The organism is uncultured Sphingobacterium sp. (genome assembly GCF_964277905.1).
Taxonomy (GTDB): Bacteria; Bacteroidota; Bacteroidia; order Sphingobacteriales; family Sphingobacteriaceae; genus Sphingobacterium; species Sphingobacterium siyangense.
In genome coordinates this window covers 181,228-199,886 of sequence record NZ_CAXYKD010000007.1, presented here as the reverse complement: position 1 = coordinate 199,886, position 18,659 = coordinate 181,228, and the positions used below count along the sequence as shown (strand labels likewise).

The following is an 18,659-nucleotide window of genomic DNA, read 5'->3' as shown; positions in this document are numbered from 1 at the left end:
TTAGTTTTTCTCGTTCAAAAATCTATTTCACTAATTTCGTCAGACTGTTTTTAGCAGACTGTCCCACAGTTCCTGTCTGTAATAATTGTTTGTAAAGTTTTTCATCCCGTAGTACAGACAATGCTTCTTTAAAACTTTGGTTGGATTCGTTCCGGATCCGGGCCATGTAATCACCGCCAGTATATAACAATGAACCTACTTGTGCTTTAAATTCAACATCAATAGTAGCATGCGCGTCAAGTTGTTGTGCAGGTGGAATTGCTACAGCAATTTTGTTTGCGGCAGTGATCAGTTGCTGGTGTACTTCTTTTGGAACTTTAAACCTTATGTTGAATGCTTTGAAGTCTGGATACGCTTTGAGCAGAGCCTCACGATTTTGTTGCACAAACTCAAATCCACCTTTGGCAACGAGCCCACTGTTCATCAGTTGTGCCATCCAGGTACTATATTCATTGGTATCTATGGGAACAAAACGATCTGGCATAATTCCACCACCCCCAAAAACAATCCTTTTATTTCCAAGTGTCGTGTATTTTAAAGAGTCCGGAAAGGAAATATGTCCTTCTTCCAATAATTCTTTTGATTCCATTCGACGGTTAAAATCCTGGAAATAATCATCCTTGCCTTTATTGTAGGGCTTTTGGATCGAACGCCCTGATGGAGTATAGTATCTCGCACCGGTAAGCTGCATTTCTGAGCCATCCGATAGCGGTACTGGTTTCTGCATCAAGCCTTTTCCAAAGCTGCGGCGCCCGATAATTACAGCACGATCCCAGTCCTGAAGTGCTCCAGTGACAATTTCACTGGACGAAGCAGTTGATTCGTCAATAAGGACTACGAGCTGTCCTTCGTAAAACTGACCAAATCCGCCCGTAAAGTAATAGTCTTTTCCGCCTTCATTGGGCACTGAGTAAAAGACAATTTTTTCCTTAGGCAAAAACTCATCGACAACGCCAATCGCAGATTCGACATAGCCTCCACCATTGCTCTGCAAATCAAGGATCAGCTTTTTCATTCCTTGTTCTTTCAGATTTTTTAGAGCAGCATCAATCTCCTGACGTGTCGTTCTATTGAAAATTGAAAGCGCGATGTAGCCGATCTCCTGATCTACCATATAACTTTCTCGAACCGATTTCTCCAATATATTTTCGCGAACAATACTGATATTCTTGCTTTCCTTACTTCCCGGAGACGCAATTGTAAGGAGTACTGGCACGTCTTTTTCACCGCGTAATTTTTCCATAATCTCCTTATTGCCCCATTTTTGCTCAAGGATGCTTTCTCCATCTATCCCTTGGATCTGATCACCGACACGTATTCCTGCACGCATGGCAGGTCCATCAGGATTGACTTTGGTGACAAAAGTCTGCTCTTTTGTTTTTAGAAACTGAATGCCTATCCCAGCAAAGCTTCCACTCATGGCGACACGCATCTGTTCAGCCTCCTCACGACTGGTATAGTGTGAATGGGGATCTAAATCTGCTATCATCGCTTTGATCGCCGCATCCACCAGATGTTCTTCATTGACCTGGTCGACATAATTCTGCTGAATAAGCTTCAGTGCCTCCTCAAATTTATATTTTGGATTCATCTGAGCCTGCAAAGACAGCCCTAGACCAAGCATGCCGACGAGTAAACTCGTTGCTTTCCTATTCATATTGCGTAATGTTTTAATATTTTATTTTTCGTTTTTAAGTATCTCGATAGCAAGGGAAAGTTCATCCATCAATTTGCTGGGGCTTCCTGAGTAACCTCCCGAGCAATAACGCACCCGACCATTTTTCACAATGATTTTTCGCGGAATAGATGAATCGCCGAACAGAGGAACCAATTGTTTGAACACCAAATCCTGCTCATTCGTCTGTGGATTGACCGAATCATGTAACAAATTGAAACGAAAACCTTCTCCACGAACATAGTTCACTGATTTATCTTTATAATTTCCGGTCTGCATGGTACCTAGCATATAAATGGCAACATGTTTATCCTGCGCATATTTATCGACCAAAAGCTGCATTCCTGGAAAGGCCATAATACACGGACGACACCAGGTAGCCCAAAAATCCACGACAACAATTTTATCTTTCCAATCTTCTGGCGTAATAAATAGACCTTCGGCAGTTTCCAATCGAAAATCAGGCATAGGATGATTGACCCAATTGTGATCCACATAGGCCTGCATTGCAGCTTTTTCCTCGTTGGATTTTAATCCCGTCAAGTAAGCCTGATAACCACCCTCATCGCCAGCATGTCCTTTTAAGTAAATTGCTTTGAGCTTATCAAACATACGCGGTGTCATTGCATTGTATCTTGCACTCATCTCAAGTAAGGGTAAAATTTGTTTGTCATCGACTAAGCCTTCCAGCACCTGAAGATTAATTTCATTGAGTTCGGCATTATTGTATTTACCATCTTCGGAAAGCAGTAAGAAGTATTTTCGGGCTTCTTCATACTTTTTGAGGTCATTTAATAAAGAAATATGGGTAAAAAGGCGGTCATCCAAATTTTTAACGACATTGGAATCTGCCTGTGTCTGCCGATCAAAATCTTCCTGATAAGAGTTGTCTCCTTTACGCGCGATCAATTTGGGTAGAATTGCTTCGGATACTTGATAAAGGCTATCTCTACCAACCATTTTAAACATATATGCACGCATGATGTTCCAGCGCATCAATTCGTTTCCTGTACGGAAATCAATATCGTCATACAGTTTCGCGAACTTGTCAAGTTGTTTGGAGTCAAAGTAAGCCGATCCGAGTCCACGGTATACTGCATAATAGATAAACCCCTGACCGTTGGGATGCTGACGCCATTGCTGAACAGGAAAACGTTGTAAAAAATTCTCATACGAAGCAATTACCTCCGCTTTGTTTGGACTGCTTCCCATGGTATTACTGTAGGCAATAAACCGGGCCGTCGCACCAGTTGGAAAATCGGTGTTTACACGTTGCTCGATCAATTGAGTCAAAGCTTTATCCTGAAGCCGCGCGCTCGCAAAACTATAAAGTTGGTTAAAGTTTTGATCAGAGATATCCTTTTGTTTAAGTTGATCATTAATCAGCTTCCTGGCGTATGCCGGAAATGCGCCTTCCAAAGCCAATTTTTGTAAGTTCATAAAAGGCTGAAAATAGCGCAGGTAAAGTTTTCCAGACAAAGCAAATTCTTTTTCAGCCAATCCTTTCAGATAGACAGCTGGCATCGCAGGAGGCTGATTATTATAATAAGAGAAAATTCCACCACCTGCTATTGCAGGTACCTGAAAAGCAGCTTCTCCCAAATATGCCCCCTCTACGGAATTTCCTTTTCCATCAGCTAGAGCAATAGCATAGCCACGATCCTGATTGTTGTCAATTGCATCCGGGTGATCAGCTTCTCCTTGATAGAATTTTACGGCTATAAAAGCCGTCGTCGGTTTAACCGGTACCGCTACTGTCCATAGCCCTGTCGCATTTTTCTGCATGGGAAGGCTTATCTGCTTCCAGTCAAAATCTTCAAACAAAAAGAATGTCGCATGTATTGCATCACTAAATTCAAGATCCTTGTCTTTGGCGCTGTAGACCACCTGAACAGGCGCTGTCGTTTGGGGCTTTGCTGGTTTGAAAACGCTGCTGTCAAATCGAGGCTGCGCATATAACACAGCCTGGACAAACAACAGTACTAAAAAGATCATCTGTTTTTTCATCTTATATAAATTATCTGGGGTTTTGGCCAATTTCAGGATTGAGAGTCAACACTTCCTGGTTAATGGGGTATATCAAACGTGGGCTTGAAGCCGTCAAGGTATAAGTCTGTCCGTTTAACGTACGGCTAACAGGTTTAAAATAATTACCATCCAATGTAAGGCGGCGCATGTCGTACCAACGTAGATCCGTTCCAACAAATTCGCGACGGCGCTCGTCGACGACCGACTGTAGTAAGTCACCACTGATATCTGTTGGTGAAAGTGCGATGTATTTACTTGCTGCAAAACGCTTCTTACGCAATAGATTTAGCAATTCGACTACTTTGGCTACATTATTTTGACGAGCGTATACCTCTGCCCGATTGAGAATGATTTCGGGGCTATTCAAACCTACATAAGAGTTGTAATAATAGGGGTTATTAAATAAAGGTTTGATATATACCGATCCTTTGTAGGTATTGACATCGGTACCAATGAATAATTTCAGCCGAAGATCATCAGCTTTGTACAGTGCGATAAGTTCAGGATTTATCGGGCCGCGTATAAATCCTGAGCTTAACTTCGACAAGAGTACTTCCTTATCATCAATCAACCGAGGATAGGAGCCTGAAATGTAGTCCTCCAGATTATATACTGTAGGATCTAAAGCCAACGCCAAGTCGGCATATCTACCTGCTTCTTCAAAATTACGCATTGTCAAGTATACTCTTGATAACAAGGCATAAGCGGCAATTTTGGAAGGATGGTAATTAAAAGTCGGATAATTAGGCAGATTTTCCGTAGCCAAACTTAAATCGGTAATCATCTGTTCATAAATCCGAGCTAGCGACACACGACTTAGGTTTTCAAAAAGATCTGCTTTCAGCAATAATGGTAATCCGGGTTGGCTTTCGGCCTTTGTGGGATCATATACTTGGGCATACTGATTGGCTAGAGAAAAATAGGCAAACGCACGATGAACACGAGCTTCAGCAGCTACAGCAAGCTTTTGTGCCGTTGTGCCATTTTGGCTTTCCATCACCCCGTCAAGAATTTCATTGGCAATGTAAATTTGTTTATACAGATTATTCCAGGCTACATCTTGCTGATTGTCTACATAGAAATAGTCATTCCAGATATAAGCTCTTTGGTAATTCTCGCCCCAGGACAATGAAGCTGTAGTTGGGACTTCCGCAGCGATATTATCACTTGTGATAAGTGGCAGTATATACGAACTTTCAAAGTTACCCTTATTGTTGAGAAGATAACGAAAATCGTCGGTTGTCTTCAGGGTACGTTTATCATACTGATCTACTTCTACAAATTTCCGACATGAAGCTGCCAATAATACGCTCGAGGACAGTAGGCTATAGAGGATAATATTTTTGATTTTCATGATTTCAGGTTTAAAAAGATAGGTTTAGACTCATAAAATACGTTGGTGAGGGCGGAAGATTTGAATAACTATTCAATGTCCGATAACTTGGATCAATTCCATCTTTATTTTTACGCCAAAGTAATCCTAGATTGCGAACACTCGCATTTACGTTTACAGATTTAAACGGTGTATGTTCCAAGGTTTTGAATGGAAAACTATAACCTAGATCAATCTGTTGCAAGCGAACATTACTACCACTGATTACCAACGCATCCGAATTGGCATAACGGGACAAACTATTGTATTGGTAACCTTGCTTACTCAACCCTGGTACGTTTGTTAAAGCCTCATCTCCAGGTTGACGCCATCTCTTTGCTAAATCAGACTGAAGACCGATCACTCCAGAATAGGGAGCATAATCTGGATAGTTTTGTACGGAAAGTCGTCTAAATACATGTCCCAATTCGTAGGTTATACGCACTCCCAAGGTAAAATTACGATAGGAGAATGTATTGAATAGTCCACCAAAATAGGGCGGTGTGGTACGCCCCACATTCACAAGGTCTTCGGGTGAAAGTGCTGTAGCGGGTGCGTCAGCATTGACAATTTCTCCATTTTGTTTGTATACCTGCGAACGTCCTTGATTATCTAGTCCTGCCCAACGGTAGGCATAGACATAATCTGTTGAATTTCCGACAATCGGAATAGTTCCATTGATGTAGTCAAGGACCCGAGTCGGATTGCTGAAACGCGAATCTGTGACTTTATTGGTATTATAACCAAAATTGAATAATGTATTCCATTTCACCTTAGATTGCAACCAAACAGCCCTTAAGCCTAAATCAACACCTTGTCCCGACATTGTCGAGCTATTAAATTTCAGACGCGTCCAGCCATAGGTTGGGTTGAACGGGAAATCATAAATAATATCAGAAGATTTCTTCGTATAATAATCTACGTTAAGCTGTAGTCTGTTGTGCCAGATGCCGTAATCTAGACCAATATTTAGTGTATGGACTTTTTCCCAGCTAATCTGACTATTAGCAGGCGATACAATTTCTGCCGTTACTTCATTTGTAATGTTATCATTACTTGTATTGATAACAACTACCCTATTTGCACCTGTTGGCAAAATACCGTTGACTCCGTAGGTCATACGAATTCCCAAAGCATCTACCCATGTCGATTCTTTTAAGAAGTTTTCTTTTTTAACATCCCATTTTCCACCTACAGACCAAAGTGGCTTACCGCGCTCACTCTTAGAAGCACCAACTAGCGTAAAATCATCAAATCGAATGCTTCCAGAAAGTACATACTTACCGTTAAAGGCCGAAAAAGCGCCATTGGAATAGTAAGATAACGCTCGGTTTCTATTCTTTGCAATGGCAGCATTGGAACTGAAATAATTATCCCAACCATAAATTGTCGGGTAACTTCCTTTTGGGTTTATAACGGCAAATGAATAGGTATCAGCGTTGAATCCTAAATAGTTATCTCCGGATGACCGGTAATTATTCTGTTTCCATTCGGCACCGGCGAGAAAATTCAAATTATGCTCCATAGACCTGCCAAAAGCTTTGTTGATATTCAGCTGCGAACGAAAAACGTACTGGGAGCCATTGTAATTTTGAATGCCCAATCGACCTCCCATCGGATAGCCATATACATAATTTCCATTAGCATTGAACGTAGTACCGATATTGATCTGATTTCTCTGGCTATAGCTATTTACCCCGTCAACATTTTCCGTGTTGTTCAGCTGCCGCTGCCATTGCCCCATTACCGAGAGATCTGCCCAACTGGTCAATTTAGTATTGATATCCATGTGCATCCGCAACCCATGATTTTGATTATTATAATTTGCAGCAGTAAGCTCTTCTATTGGATTATAAGCCCAATCCATATAACCTTTGTTCTCAAAATCCTGCGAGACCTCAGGTCTAAATTGAATATAGCGTCGTATGATATTTCCGTTCTCATCTTTCAACAGATCATAAGGGAGAAGGCCGCCTGAACTAATATTTGATGATAGAGCGTTGATTACGGCCGAATTACCAATGGAATTCCCATAATTATACGTAATACCCGTCGCTAGCTTAACCCGATCGTTGAAAAGCATATTGGTAAGATTAGCCGTTGTATTGAAGCTTTCTGCTTTATTTGCGCGAAACACGGGGACATCTTTTGTATAATTGGTGGAGACAAAGTAGGTGCTCTTATTGGCTCCTCCCGAGATCGAAAGATTATACTGTTGGGAAGTCGCTTTCTGCAATAGATAGTCTTTGATTTGATTACGATTATCAGTAGATGCAAGTCTTGAGAGTGCTGCGTCGCGTTCCTGCTCGGTTGCTGTCCCCCTTATTGCACGAAAAATCCATTCGAGTGATTCAGAGTGAGGTTTGCTACTATTAAATGCGTCCCAGCTATTTTTTTCGATATTGTCTGCTATAAAGCCTTCCTCGACCAATTGTTTTTCAAGGTCAATATATTGCGACGAAGACATCCTGTCCATTTTATTCAGATCAGCTGGAGAGGCGATACTTAAGGAAGTACCGAAATTGATTGATGTTGGGGTAACTCTTCCTTTTTTAGTTTCAATAACGATTACCCCATTTGCGGCTTTGGCCCCCCAAATTGATGATGCCGCAGCATCCTTCAATACAGTTATGCTTTCGATATCGTTCGGATTTATTCGGCTTAATACCGCACCACCAGAGCTCTGTGTATTGCCTTTATTTGTAAGCGAAAACTGGGCATCAACGGTTTCCGCCATCGGAAATCCATCAACTACGATCAATGGTTCTTTTGGCGTTCCTCCGGTACCAAAACTATTTATACCGCGTATCTGTATATTATTTGTTCGTGGATCTACATACATCCCCGGTACGAGCCCCTGTATTCGTTCAAGGATATTGATTGCCGGTGTTTCCTGTAATTGTTTGGCCGTCACGTTTCCAAATGAACCGGTAGCTGTCTCTTTGGGGATTTTAGTGTACCCCATAGACACCACTTCAACATCATCCAACACACTGACGACCTGTTCCATCGTTACATTAATCTGATTACTACTGCCGATTACCCTACGCTGCGGCTCCATCCCCATGTAGGAAAAAATCAGCGCATCAGCTGGTTCGGTGAGGCGAAGTGTGTAGCCACCATCACTACTTGAGGTCACCCCCGTACGTACAGCATGTCCATCGGACATGACAGTAACACCCACCAAGGGTGTACCTTTATTATCTTTTACAAAACCTGTGATAGTCTTCCAATACAGCCCATCATCATCTTTACTTCTCTTATCTCTATTGTCCCGAATAATGGTAAAATAATTATTTTGAACGTAGAGAAAGAGATAATTGTTTGGATAGAGAAGTTCTTTCAATACAGTCTCCACAGGAATTCTCTTATTTTTCGGGATCAGATCACTGTTAACAAAAGAATCGCGGATTAGTCCCTCTTCATAAGAAAATTTCGTTCCGTAAATGCGAGTTACCTCGCTAAGAGCCTGCCCGAGACTAGCTCTTTTTTGTGCAAAGCTACCTGTGGTACTCATCAGGCAGACTATAGGCACAAGAAGTTTAGTTTTCATAAATTTTGATTGATTAATAGTTGTTTTTAGTTAGGTTTTATTACAATCTGTTTGTTTTTCACTTCAATGTTTACATTCATCGTATGTTTGATAACAAAGAGAATGTCATCAATCTTTTTTACTGGAATGACACCGGTAAATCGCTTATTGAGCAATGCTGGGTCTTCAACCACGACTTGGTAGCCATAGTTATCTTCCAACACACTTACTATATTGGCTAAGTTGCTGTGCTCAATGCTTAATTCTCCCCGAGTCCAGGATAGCACTTTGTTGGCATCGTTATAAACAATCTCATTAGTTTTTAAATTTTCGTCGTAGATGAACATCTCCCCTGGTGCCAGTACACGATCCTCTCCATTTTGCCCCTGAACGCGTACGCTCCCTTCAAACAAGGTCACTTCGATGCGTCCACGGCGATCCTTCACATTGAACTTTGTCCCCAACACCGTCAATGAAAGTTTGCCCACATGCACGACAAAAAGATCGTTTTCGCGGAGGCGATTTTTAATTGCTGTATGTTTTACCTCAAACATACCTTCCCCTTCAAACCAGACTTCACGCGGTTTATCGGTTTTCCAACTGCGTACATAGGAAATGCGGGAATTACTATTTAATTTGATAATAGAAGAATCTGGAAGTGCCAATTCACGTTGTTCACCAAATGCGGTATTCGCTGCTTTTGTACCAAATTGGCTAATTTCATAACTCAATATTCCAAGAAGCAATAGTGCCGCCGCTGAAGCTGTCCATCGAAGAATTGTTCTAATAATCGATTTTTGCACTTGTTTCCTCTCATAAACTGGAATCTGACTTTGGATGTTCGTCCAACGCTGATGACTATTTAAGCTGCTTTGAACAGGTTTCTGTGCTTTAATTAACAGCATCCACGATCTTGCAATATCCATTTCGGCGGCCAAATGTGGATAATGACTGCCCAGTTCCTGCCAAAAATCCTGTTGTGCAGCTTCATTCTGAAACATAGACTGCGCAAAGTCCTCATCCGAAAAAAAGTCCGCCGCTGTATAATCTTTATATTTTGCTAACCTAGAATTCATACTGTTTTATATAGGTTACACCCCTCACTAAAATTTTACCCCAATAAATTTTATTTTTTTTAAAATAGCAATGCCAGTCAAATCAACCCAAAAGGCACAAACGCCATTCAGGATAATTTAATACTGGTTATTTTATATATTATGGAAAAACTTGCTATGGATGCAAGATTTATTGATATCGTAGCTGGTTGAGCAAATAGAGCAGTACCAAAAGACCAAACCTGCCAAAGTGTTTTTTCAAACTGTCTAGCGCACGGTAATACAGTTTATAGGTGTCTTTGGTCGAAAGCCCCATTATTTCGGCTATGTCAGTATAGGGCAATTCTTCAAAAAAGCGGAGATGAATAATTTCGCGCTGACGAGCGGTCATCTGTTGCAGTGCTTGATCGAGTCTATCCCGGACCTTAGTAGCACGTTCCTGACGGATTATAGTAAGATCATGTGGAAGCTCAATGGTAAATGGCAAATAATCAACGGAAGAATTCGTCACTTCTGTCCGCCGAAGTGATTGCTCAATTTTCTTCACCAACGTACGACGGAAAGCCTTATATAGGTAGTTTTTGACCGCAACATCTGTACTTAAGTTCTCCCTGTTACACCATAACTTAACAAATAGCTCTTGAATACTGTCCTCGATAATCGCCTCATCTTGTGTGAACTTGAACCCATAATTAAACAACAGTTGGTTGTATCGTTCAAAAAGTATTTTGAACGATGGTTCATGTCCAACTTGAAACATTTGCCAAATCTGTTGATCGGAGTTCATTAACTAATGCGCGACTTCTTGCTTTTCAGTTTAAGTAGATAAAATTAACATTCAAATCTAGCATTTTTTTTCAATCAACATAGATTCAATATTTCTAGTTCTGAAAAGCGAGCATTCGCCTTCCTCTAGCCAAGCTGGAGATTTCAGGGCCGTTGACTATCCAGATTCGAAAACCGATGACTAGTTAATCCGGACAATTTTGAACATTTGAATGTTACGCTGAAAAGTCTCAAAACCATTTTCACTTACTTTTATGGTTTATTTAAAGTGGTCAATTCGCCTCGGAATCTCATGCTCTCAATGCCCGAAATCTCCAGTTTTATCCATTGGTCAACTGATCAACAATAAATTTATATACTATCGGATTCGAGATTTGGCTATGTTTGACAAGAAAACTATTCCCAACCATATTGACCAAATCGATAGTATTGTAATGACGGAGATCTTGACTATATGCCCAGGGATAATTAATGTATTCCAGCGTGGAACGACTACATTGGAAAAAGTAACGTAAAACGCCACTACTATTAAGATTAGAGTTAATAAAAATAAAACAAAAAATATCAATTTTGATTTAGAATTCATATTATAGCTGGTATTTCTTAAATATATACAAATGTTAAGAAAATTTTGGAATAACCGGAATCTACTTAGATTTATTTTCACTTAAGTAGTCAATAGTCCCGAAGGTGTTATTTTTTAGGCAGGATAAGTTTGATCTACTGCTATTTTGCCTTTTCGAATATCCTGTTTACTTAGGGATTGGAAGTAGTTGTGAAATGTTGGCATCGGCTTGAATTTTAAGTCAAGACCTCCTAAACGCAAATACACACGCGAATTTTTTGCTCTCAATTGTTAAAGACTTTGATTGCGATAGGTCATAGGCGACTGCCCTAAATGTAACTTAAAGAATTTACTGAAAGTACCATAATCTGAAAAATTTAGTTCCTGCATCACATCTTTCACGGACATACTTGATACATTCATCAAAATAACGGCTTCAGAAATAGCAATTTCTTCTAATATGGCTTTGGGGCCGAGGCCTGTAACATCTTTGACGATACGCGTCAGATGCTTTCTGGAGATAAATAACCTATCTGCGTAATACTGTACAGAGCGATTTATTTTAAAATGCAATGAAGCTAAATTCAAAAAATCCATTACCATTCGATTTTTACGCTCAAATCCGGCACTAGAGCGAGCCAGATTACCGTTGATTTTTGAACTGATTTCATAAAACAGAAGCATCAACGTCATTTTAATAATTTCCGAACGGAACATAGCTTCCGAATCCATCGTATTCTGCCGTTCCAAATTCATAAAATATTCAAAAATACGGCTTGAGTCCCTCGTATCAAGCCGTAATATTGTATCATTTTCCCGACCAAGCTTTTCCATGGAATATGCTTTGTAAACGGGTAAACCTACCTTTTGAAAGAGATCAAATTCTGTAAAAAGTGTGTGCATCTCAACGTCATCCGAACAATCGATTACTTGCATAACCACCATAGGTGACAAAAAGAAAAGTGTATTTGCTTCAAGGGTATATTCGATAAAGTTGAGGGATACTTTTACACGACCTTTTTTCACTAAACACATCCCCAAATGGTCAAAACGCACCGGCGTCTGACGTAAATAATTTACGACTTCAGCTTTCGTCGACTTAGAGACGAGAAGTCCCGAATAATAGCAATTACCTAGGATCTTCTCATTTAAATAGTCTTTAAAAGTGAGTTTTGCTATCTTATTTACCATATCAGATCTCATTTGTGATTTTCTGTTTGAAAAATGCAATGTCAGCCTCGGAATAAAAACACTGCGCCAGCATCCCATGCAAAAGATCATTTTCATTTTGAAGGACCGCTTTTTTCAAGGGTTCAAAGCGTTTCGTAAAACCCTTTTTTGTGGCATAATAAATATGCAGAATAGGATTATTGTCAATAAATTTCTTTCTGTGTGCTATAATCGTATGTAACACATGCTCTTTATTGTTTTGCTGTCGGATTTTCAATACCAATGAACGGTAACATGCGCTGAGTTCATGATAAACAGTCAGCTCCATGATACCTCCAATACTTCCAAAATACCGAAAGAATTTTGTTTTCGAAATATTTAACGATACTAAAATAGCATCCAATTTAAGATTTTGAAATCCACTATCAATCAACAGTGGCTTCAAATCTTCAATTGCTTGCCTAATAAAACCATTATCATCCATCTTTACTACCTGTTACTTTCAATTTACGTTCCTAATTAGCACCGCCACCTAAAGCTTTGTAAAGAGCCACTTCAGCATACAGCCTTTTACTTTTCACTTGCATCTGATCAAGTTCCGCTTGTAATTTACTCTGTTGTGCTGTTAATACCTCAAGGTAGGTAGCCATATCATTCTTAAACAATACTTTGGCCTGTTTAACGAGTTGCTGATTGCGCGCTACAAGCTGATCACTATATCGTTGTTGATCTTGAAGCGATGCGATTTGCTCTAACGTATTTGACACTTCACCTACAGCCTGCAAGACGATTTCTTTAAATTGCAGCTCTGCCTGTTCAGACCTTATGATGGCTTGGTTATGGGCTGTTTTTAATTGACGCCCCTGCAATAGCGGTTGCGTCAATGAACCAGACAGCATACCAAATAAGGACCCGGGAACAGTAAACCAATTGCTTGCGGTAAATGAGTTGAGACCGCCCTGCGCTGTAATACGTAAGGCAGGGTACATATTCGCGCGGGTCACTTTGATATCCGAAACTGTCTGTAAAAATGTGTATTCCGCCTGTTTTATATCTGGTCTACGGCTCAACATATCGGCAGGAACACCTGTCGCAAAAACGTCACGCTCCACTAAACCCAAAAGATCTCCTCTTGAAATACCTTCTTTAGGAAATTGTCCAACAAGAGCTTGCAATGCATTTTCTTGTATCGCAATGTTCTCTTCAATGACGCGTATGGACTTCAAGAGATTATCACGGCTATTTTCCATTTGCTGAACAGCGAGGGAGGTACTCAGACCAAGACGTTGTTGAACTTGTGTAATCTGAAGCGTACTGTCTACAATAGCCAGATTCTGTTGAGAAATCAGCTTTTGTTGATCAAATAAAAGCAAATTATAATAGCCCTGTGCTATTCCAGCTATCAATCCAGTACGTACCGCAATGGTCGCTTCCTTTTGGGCCAGGTAGCTCGCAAGAGCGCCAGCATTCTGGTTTTTAATCTTACCCCATATATCCGCTTCCCAAGATAAGGTGAGTGTAGACGAATAGTCTTCCATATAGGATTTGCCCATAAACTGACTTGCCATCATACCATTCATGCTATTGTTGGATGGTCTATTGATAGAGGCCGCTCCAACGGACAGATCTACGACAGGAAGATAGCCCCATTTCATCTTTTTCATCGTCTCTTGTGCCGATTCGATTTGCTTTATGGCTACAAGTAAATTATTATTATGCAGCAGTCCACTGTCTATTAGTGCAATCAACTTTTCATCTTTAAAAAAATCACGGTAGGAAAGCGCGGCAAGGTCCGCAGCTGTATCGACTTCAACCGATTCATTTTTTGTTAAAAATTGTTGGGGCAGTTGCTCTTTCTGCAAGGTTGGAATCTGTTTATTTGTTTTACAGCCTAAAAGCAGCAACAAACTACATATAATCCCCAAACATATATTATTTTTTGATCTCATGTTTTAATTCTTATGCTTCTGTAGTATTTCTTCTAATGCTGCCCCTGCAATTCATGTTGTTCATATTCCCAATCTTCTGGATCTATCGGTTTTCCACTGAGGCGTTCCTGCAGGTATTGGAATACCACAAACAGAATTGGCGTAAAGAAAACTCCGAGGACGGTTCCGGCCAACATTCCAAATACAGCAGCATAACCAATAGAATGGTTACCTATAGCCGAAGGACCAACCGCAACCAGCAGGGGCAATAAACCTGCAATAAAGGCCAATGAAGTCATCAAAATAGGACGCAAACGTGCTTTCGCACCTTCAATAGCTGCAGCTGCCAATGGTTTTCCTACTTTCCGCCGCTGCAATGCAAACTCAACAATCAAAATCGCATTTTTAGCCAGCAAGCCGATTAACATGACCAAAGCCACTTGTACATAGATATTATTGGAAAGCCCACCCAGGGAGATTCCCCAAAATACACCCAACAATCCCACGGGAATCGCCAGCAACACTGCAAAAGGCAAAATATAACTCTCATATTGTGCTGATAAGAGAAAATAAACGAAAATAATACACAATCCAAAGATCGCAGCTGTTTGGCCAGAAGCCCCACGCTCTTCACGGGCCATTCCTTTCCAATCTACTGTAAACCCCTGCGGAAGTGAAGATTTACCTACTTCTTCGATGGCCGCCATCGCTTGTCCTGTACTAAATCCGGGTGCTGCCATAATGGTCAGATTAATCGCGTTAAAGAGATTAAAGTGTTCGACATTCTCCGGCCCGGAAACAGGTTTTAGCTCTACAACACTTTTGAGTGGTACCATCTGCCCTAATTTATTCTTAATGCTGATCGTTTCAATCGACTTGGGATCAGCACGGAAACCCGGTTCCGCCTGCAGCACCACTCGATAATATTTACCAAAACGATTGAAATCAGACGCTTGCATACTTCCGTAATAGGCCTGCATAGCGGTTAGTACATCGCTCACATTGAGACTAAGCTGTTTGACCAATCCCTCATTTACTTTCATCTCATATTGAGGGAAAGAAGCATTAAATGTTGTAAAGGCGAAAGCTATCTCTGGTCTTTGCATCAGATTTCCAACAAATGCATTGGAAACATCATTGAAGGCTTGCAGAGTACCCGAATTCCGATCCTGTAACACGACTTCAAGTCCAGAAGTATTCCCGAACCCTGGTACGGTCGGCATCCCTGCCACTAAAAATGTGGTCTCATCCTGTTGGGACAATATTCCCTGAAACTGGCCAATGAGCTGATTGATATCTTTCACATCTCCGCGCTCTTTCAATGGTTTCAAACGAAGCATGATCGCTCCCGCTGAGGATGATGTACTGAAACTCATCATATTGAGCCCTGAAATATTGATAATACTTTCAATGGCAGGATGATCTTTTAACATATTTTCAGCCTGTTTAAGATGCTTTCCCGTCCGGTCCAACGAAGCTCCGGGAGGGTCATTAGCCAATACCATTAAAAAGCTTTGATCTTCATCTGGTATAAAGCCTGTCGGCGTAGATCGGAATGCATATACAAACAATCCGATGAATAATGCTAGTCCTGCAAAAGCCACGGACTTTTTCTTGACCAAAAAGATAATGGACTTCGCATAACGATTGGTCAATTTGTCAAAGCCTGCATTAAACGCTGTAAAAAAGCGTTGCTTAAAGGATACTTTTTCCTGCTCGTGATGGTCATGTTGTTTAAGTAAAATTGCACAAAGAGCCGGGCTCAACGTGAGAGCATTTACTGCAGAGATCAAGATCGCCATTGCTAAAGTCAATGCAAATTGTTGATAGAAGACTCCGGTAGGACCGTCCATAAACGCCACGGGGATAAATACGGCTGACATTACCAAAGTAATCGATATAATAGCTCCGGTAATCTCACTCATAGCAGACATTGTTGCAGAGCGCGGATTTAGCTTCTTTTTCTCCATTTTAGCATGGACGGCTTCGACCACGACTATTGCATCGTCTACCACAATACCAATGGCAAGCACCAGTGCAAACAATGTCAGCAGGTTGATCGAGAAGCCAAATACCTGCATAAAGAAAAACGTCCCCACAATAGAAACCGGAACCGCAATGGCAGGAATAAGCGTAGAGCGAAAATCTTGTAAAAAGATAAATACGACAATAAACACCAAAATGAAGGCTTCCAACAAGGTGCTCAAAACTTGTTTAATGGATTGATCCAAAGATTCTTTAGAGCTATATGGGATCTTGTATTTCACTCCTGGAGGAAAGGATGCGGATAATTCTTTCAAACGGTTATTCATCGCGATTTCAACCGCATTTGCATTGGATCCCGCTGTCTGAAAAACTGCTACCATAATCGCTGGCTTATTGTCAAAGCTGGTTGTAACAGTATTCGTGTAAGAGCCAAACTCAACGCGAGCGACATCCTTTAATAGTAAAGAAGATCCGTTGTTGTTTGCTCTTAAAATGATATTTTCATATTGTTCAGGCTCGGTGTATTTTCCCTGATAGCGGATCGTGTATTCGATAGATTCCTTAGAACTCTCACCGAATTTGCCTGGAGCAGCATCTTTATTTTGAGATTGTATGGCTGCCGCAATCTCCTCCGGAGTAATATTATAGGTAGACATACGTTGCGGATCCAACCATACACGCATCGAATAATCCTTATTTCCAAATACCTGTGCATCTCCAACTCCAGTGATGCGTTTTAACTCAGGAACAATATTGATTTTGGCATAGTTCTCCAAAAACAGCTCATTTGCGTTACCCCCATCCGCATATAAGGTCAACATAGCGACGATGCTATTCTGGCGCTTCATAGTGGTGACACCGATCTGGTTCACTTCGGAAGGCAGCATGCTAGTTGCCTGAGAGACTCTATTCTGCACATTGACAGAAGCCTGATCCGGATCGGTTCCTAACTTGAATACCACGTTGATCATCAAACTACCGTCATTACTAGCGGTCGATGAAAGGTAATCCATATTCTCTACTCCGTTAATTGCATTCTCTAAGGGAGGGGCTACTGATTTAGCGATAACTTCAGCGCTAGCCCCAGGGTAATTTGCTGTCACCGTTACGGTGGGCGGCGCAATTTCAGGAAATTTGGTAATGGGTAATGATGTCATTGCCACTACGCCCAGAATAACCAATAATATTGATATTACGGTCGCTAGTACCGGCCGTTTAATTATTTTTTTTAACATAATAAATTGATAAATAAGACTCAGAATATCGTATAACTACGACAGACAACTTACTTTTTAGGTGTAACGATGGCTCCAGGCCTAACAAAACCTAAACCACCTGTAATAATGCGATCTCCAGCTTGCACCCCAGATAGCACATAGTAGTCTTCAGTGGTCTTCCCTCCAACTTGTATATCGACCTGACGAGCTCTATTGTCTTTATCCAGCTTATACACATAAATTTTGTCTTGCACTGCAACAGTAGCCTTTATAGGAACAAGTAGTACATTATCAAGTGCCGTAATCATTTCGATGCGGCCTGTATTTCCCGCTCTTAATTCCCTTTTAGGATTATTAAATCGGGCACGAATAGCTATAGATCCTGTATTTTTATCAAATTGTCCGGTCACAGCATCAATAATACCTTTTTGGGAATATTTGTTACCATTCGACAGCATGAGTTCCACAGAGTCTTTTCGCTGATTTCCCTCCTGTTTTGCCTGATAATTGGCAAAATCGCTTTCACTCATACTGAAGTATGTGTAGACCTGATTTATATCTGTTAATAATGTCAACGGTTCTATGGATGAAGCACTGACCAAACTCCCTAAACGGTAAGGGATACGACCAATATATCCGGACACCGACGCTTTAACGAGACAAAAGTCGAGGTTGATCTTCGCCGCATTCATAGTAGCTTTGGCCTGTTCCAGGCTTGCTAAAGATGCTTCATATGATGCTTTGGCCTGCGTCACTTGTAGATCAGAAACAATTTTGTTGTCTACCAATTCGACTTTTCTATCAAGATCAATTTTAAGATTTTTGAGATTAGCTTCGGCGACTCGAACTGCAGCTTTCGCTGTGTTATATTGTTCAACAAAAGGCCGATCATCAATTTTAAAGAGTAGTTGACCAGTTTGGACATAAGCCCCTTCATCGACAAATATTTTATTTAAATAACCTGAAATTTGAGGTCTTACCTCAACGTTCGTAATTCCCTCAACTGAAGCTGCATAGGTATTTTTTGCTTCACCGCTTCCAGTCTGCACTTGCTGCACCGAAACTTCGGGAGCAACGGAATTGGTCGCCGGAGTTCCTTTACTCTGGCATGAAAAAAAACTGACGAGTACTCCTAATCCTACAACAGTGTTCAGACCGCTCTTTAAATTCATATATTTTCCTTTATTTTTGATGCGTACAAATATATAGGCCATATTTGCGGGTAAAAAGACAGGAAGATCCATCAACTTGGTAAAAAGACGTAAATATTCATTATGACTTAAATTAGATAACGAGTATCGCAGTAAAAAAAAGGGACAATCACCTTTTTGATGAAGTCCCTTTC

General features: G+C 40.7%; 11 protein-coding genes. All 11 read right to left on the bottom strand.

Translation table 11 applies throughout. The features are described 5' to 3' along the window. Nucleotides 1-22: 22 nt before the first annotated feature. Entirely contained in the window at nt 23-1,657 is a 1,635-nt protein-coding gene (locus tag ACHWSC_RS05475) for a S41 family peptidase (RefSeq protein WP_394676071.1), read from the bottom strand. Nucleotides 1,658-1,678: 21 nt separating this feature from the next. Beyond that, a complete protein-coding gene (locus ACHWSC_RS05470) occupies nt 1,679-3,670 on the bottom strand; it encodes a TlpA family protein disulfide reductase (protein ID WP_394676070.1) in 1,992 nt (663 codons plus the stop codon). 22 nt (nt 3,671-3,692) lie between these two features. Continuing rightward, on the bottom strand, nt 3,693-5,057 hold the full coding sequence (locus tag ACHWSC_RS05465; protein ID WP_394676069.1) for a RagB/SusD family nutrient uptake outer membrane protein: 1,365 nt from the start codon (nt 5,055-5,057) through the stop codon (nt 3,693-3,695). A gap of 10 nt (nt 5,058-5,067) precedes the next feature. Then, nucleotides 5,068-8,628: a SusC/RagA family TonB-linked outer membrane protein gene (locus ACHWSC_RS05460; RefSeq protein WP_394676068.1), complete on the bottom strand. Its 3,561-nt coding sequence runs from the start codon at nt 8,626-8,628 to the stop codon at nt 5,068-5,070. A gap of 26 nt (nt 8,629-8,654) precedes the next feature. Then, on the bottom strand, nt 8,655-9,683 hold the full coding sequence (locus tag ACHWSC_RS05455) for a FecR family protein (RefSeq protein ID WP_394676067.1): 1,029 nt from the start codon (nt 9,681-9,683) through the stop codon (nt 8,655-8,657). Between the two features lie 169 nt (nt 9,684-9,852). Further along, nucleotides 9,853-10,422 carry an RNA polymerase sigma factor gene (locus ACHWSC_RS05450; protein ID WP_394676066.1) on the bottom strand — a complete coding sequence of 190 codons (570 nt, stop codon included), beginning with the start codon at nt 10,420-10,422 and terminating at the stop codon, nt 9,853-9,855. A gap of 882 nt (nt 10,423-11,304) precedes the next feature. After that, on the bottom strand, nt 11,305-12,204 hold the full coding sequence (locus tag ACHWSC_RS05445; RefSeq protein WP_394676065.1) for a helix-turn-helix domain-containing protein: 900 nt from the start codon (nt 12,202-12,204) through the stop codon (nt 11,305-11,307). A gap of 1 nt (nt 12,205) precedes the next feature. Next, nucleotides 12,206-12,667: a hypothetical protein gene (locus tag ACHWSC_RS05440; RefSeq protein ID WP_394676064.1), complete on the bottom strand. Its 462-nt coding sequence runs from the start codon at nt 12,665-12,667 to the stop codon at nt 12,206-12,208. A gap of 31 nt (nt 12,668-12,698) precedes the next feature. Beyond that, a complete protein-coding gene (locus tag ACHWSC_RS05435; protein WP_394676063.1) occupies nt 12,699-14,132 on the bottom strand; it encodes an efflux transporter outer membrane subunit in 1,434 nt (477 codons plus the stop codon). Nucleotides 14,133-14,164: 32 nt separating this feature from the next. Then, on the bottom strand, nt 14,165-17,332 hold the full coding sequence (locus ACHWSC_RS05430) for an efflux RND transporter permease subunit (RefSeq protein WP_394676062.1): 3,168 nt from the start codon (nt 17,330-17,332) through the stop codon (nt 14,165-14,167). Between the two features lie 50 nt (nt 17,333-17,382). Further along, entirely contained in the window at nt 17,383-18,486 is a 1,104-nt protein-coding gene (locus tag ACHWSC_RS05425; protein WP_394676061.1) for an efflux RND transporter periplasmic adaptor subunit, read from the bottom strand. Nucleotides 18,487-18,659 lie beyond the last annotated feature (173 nt).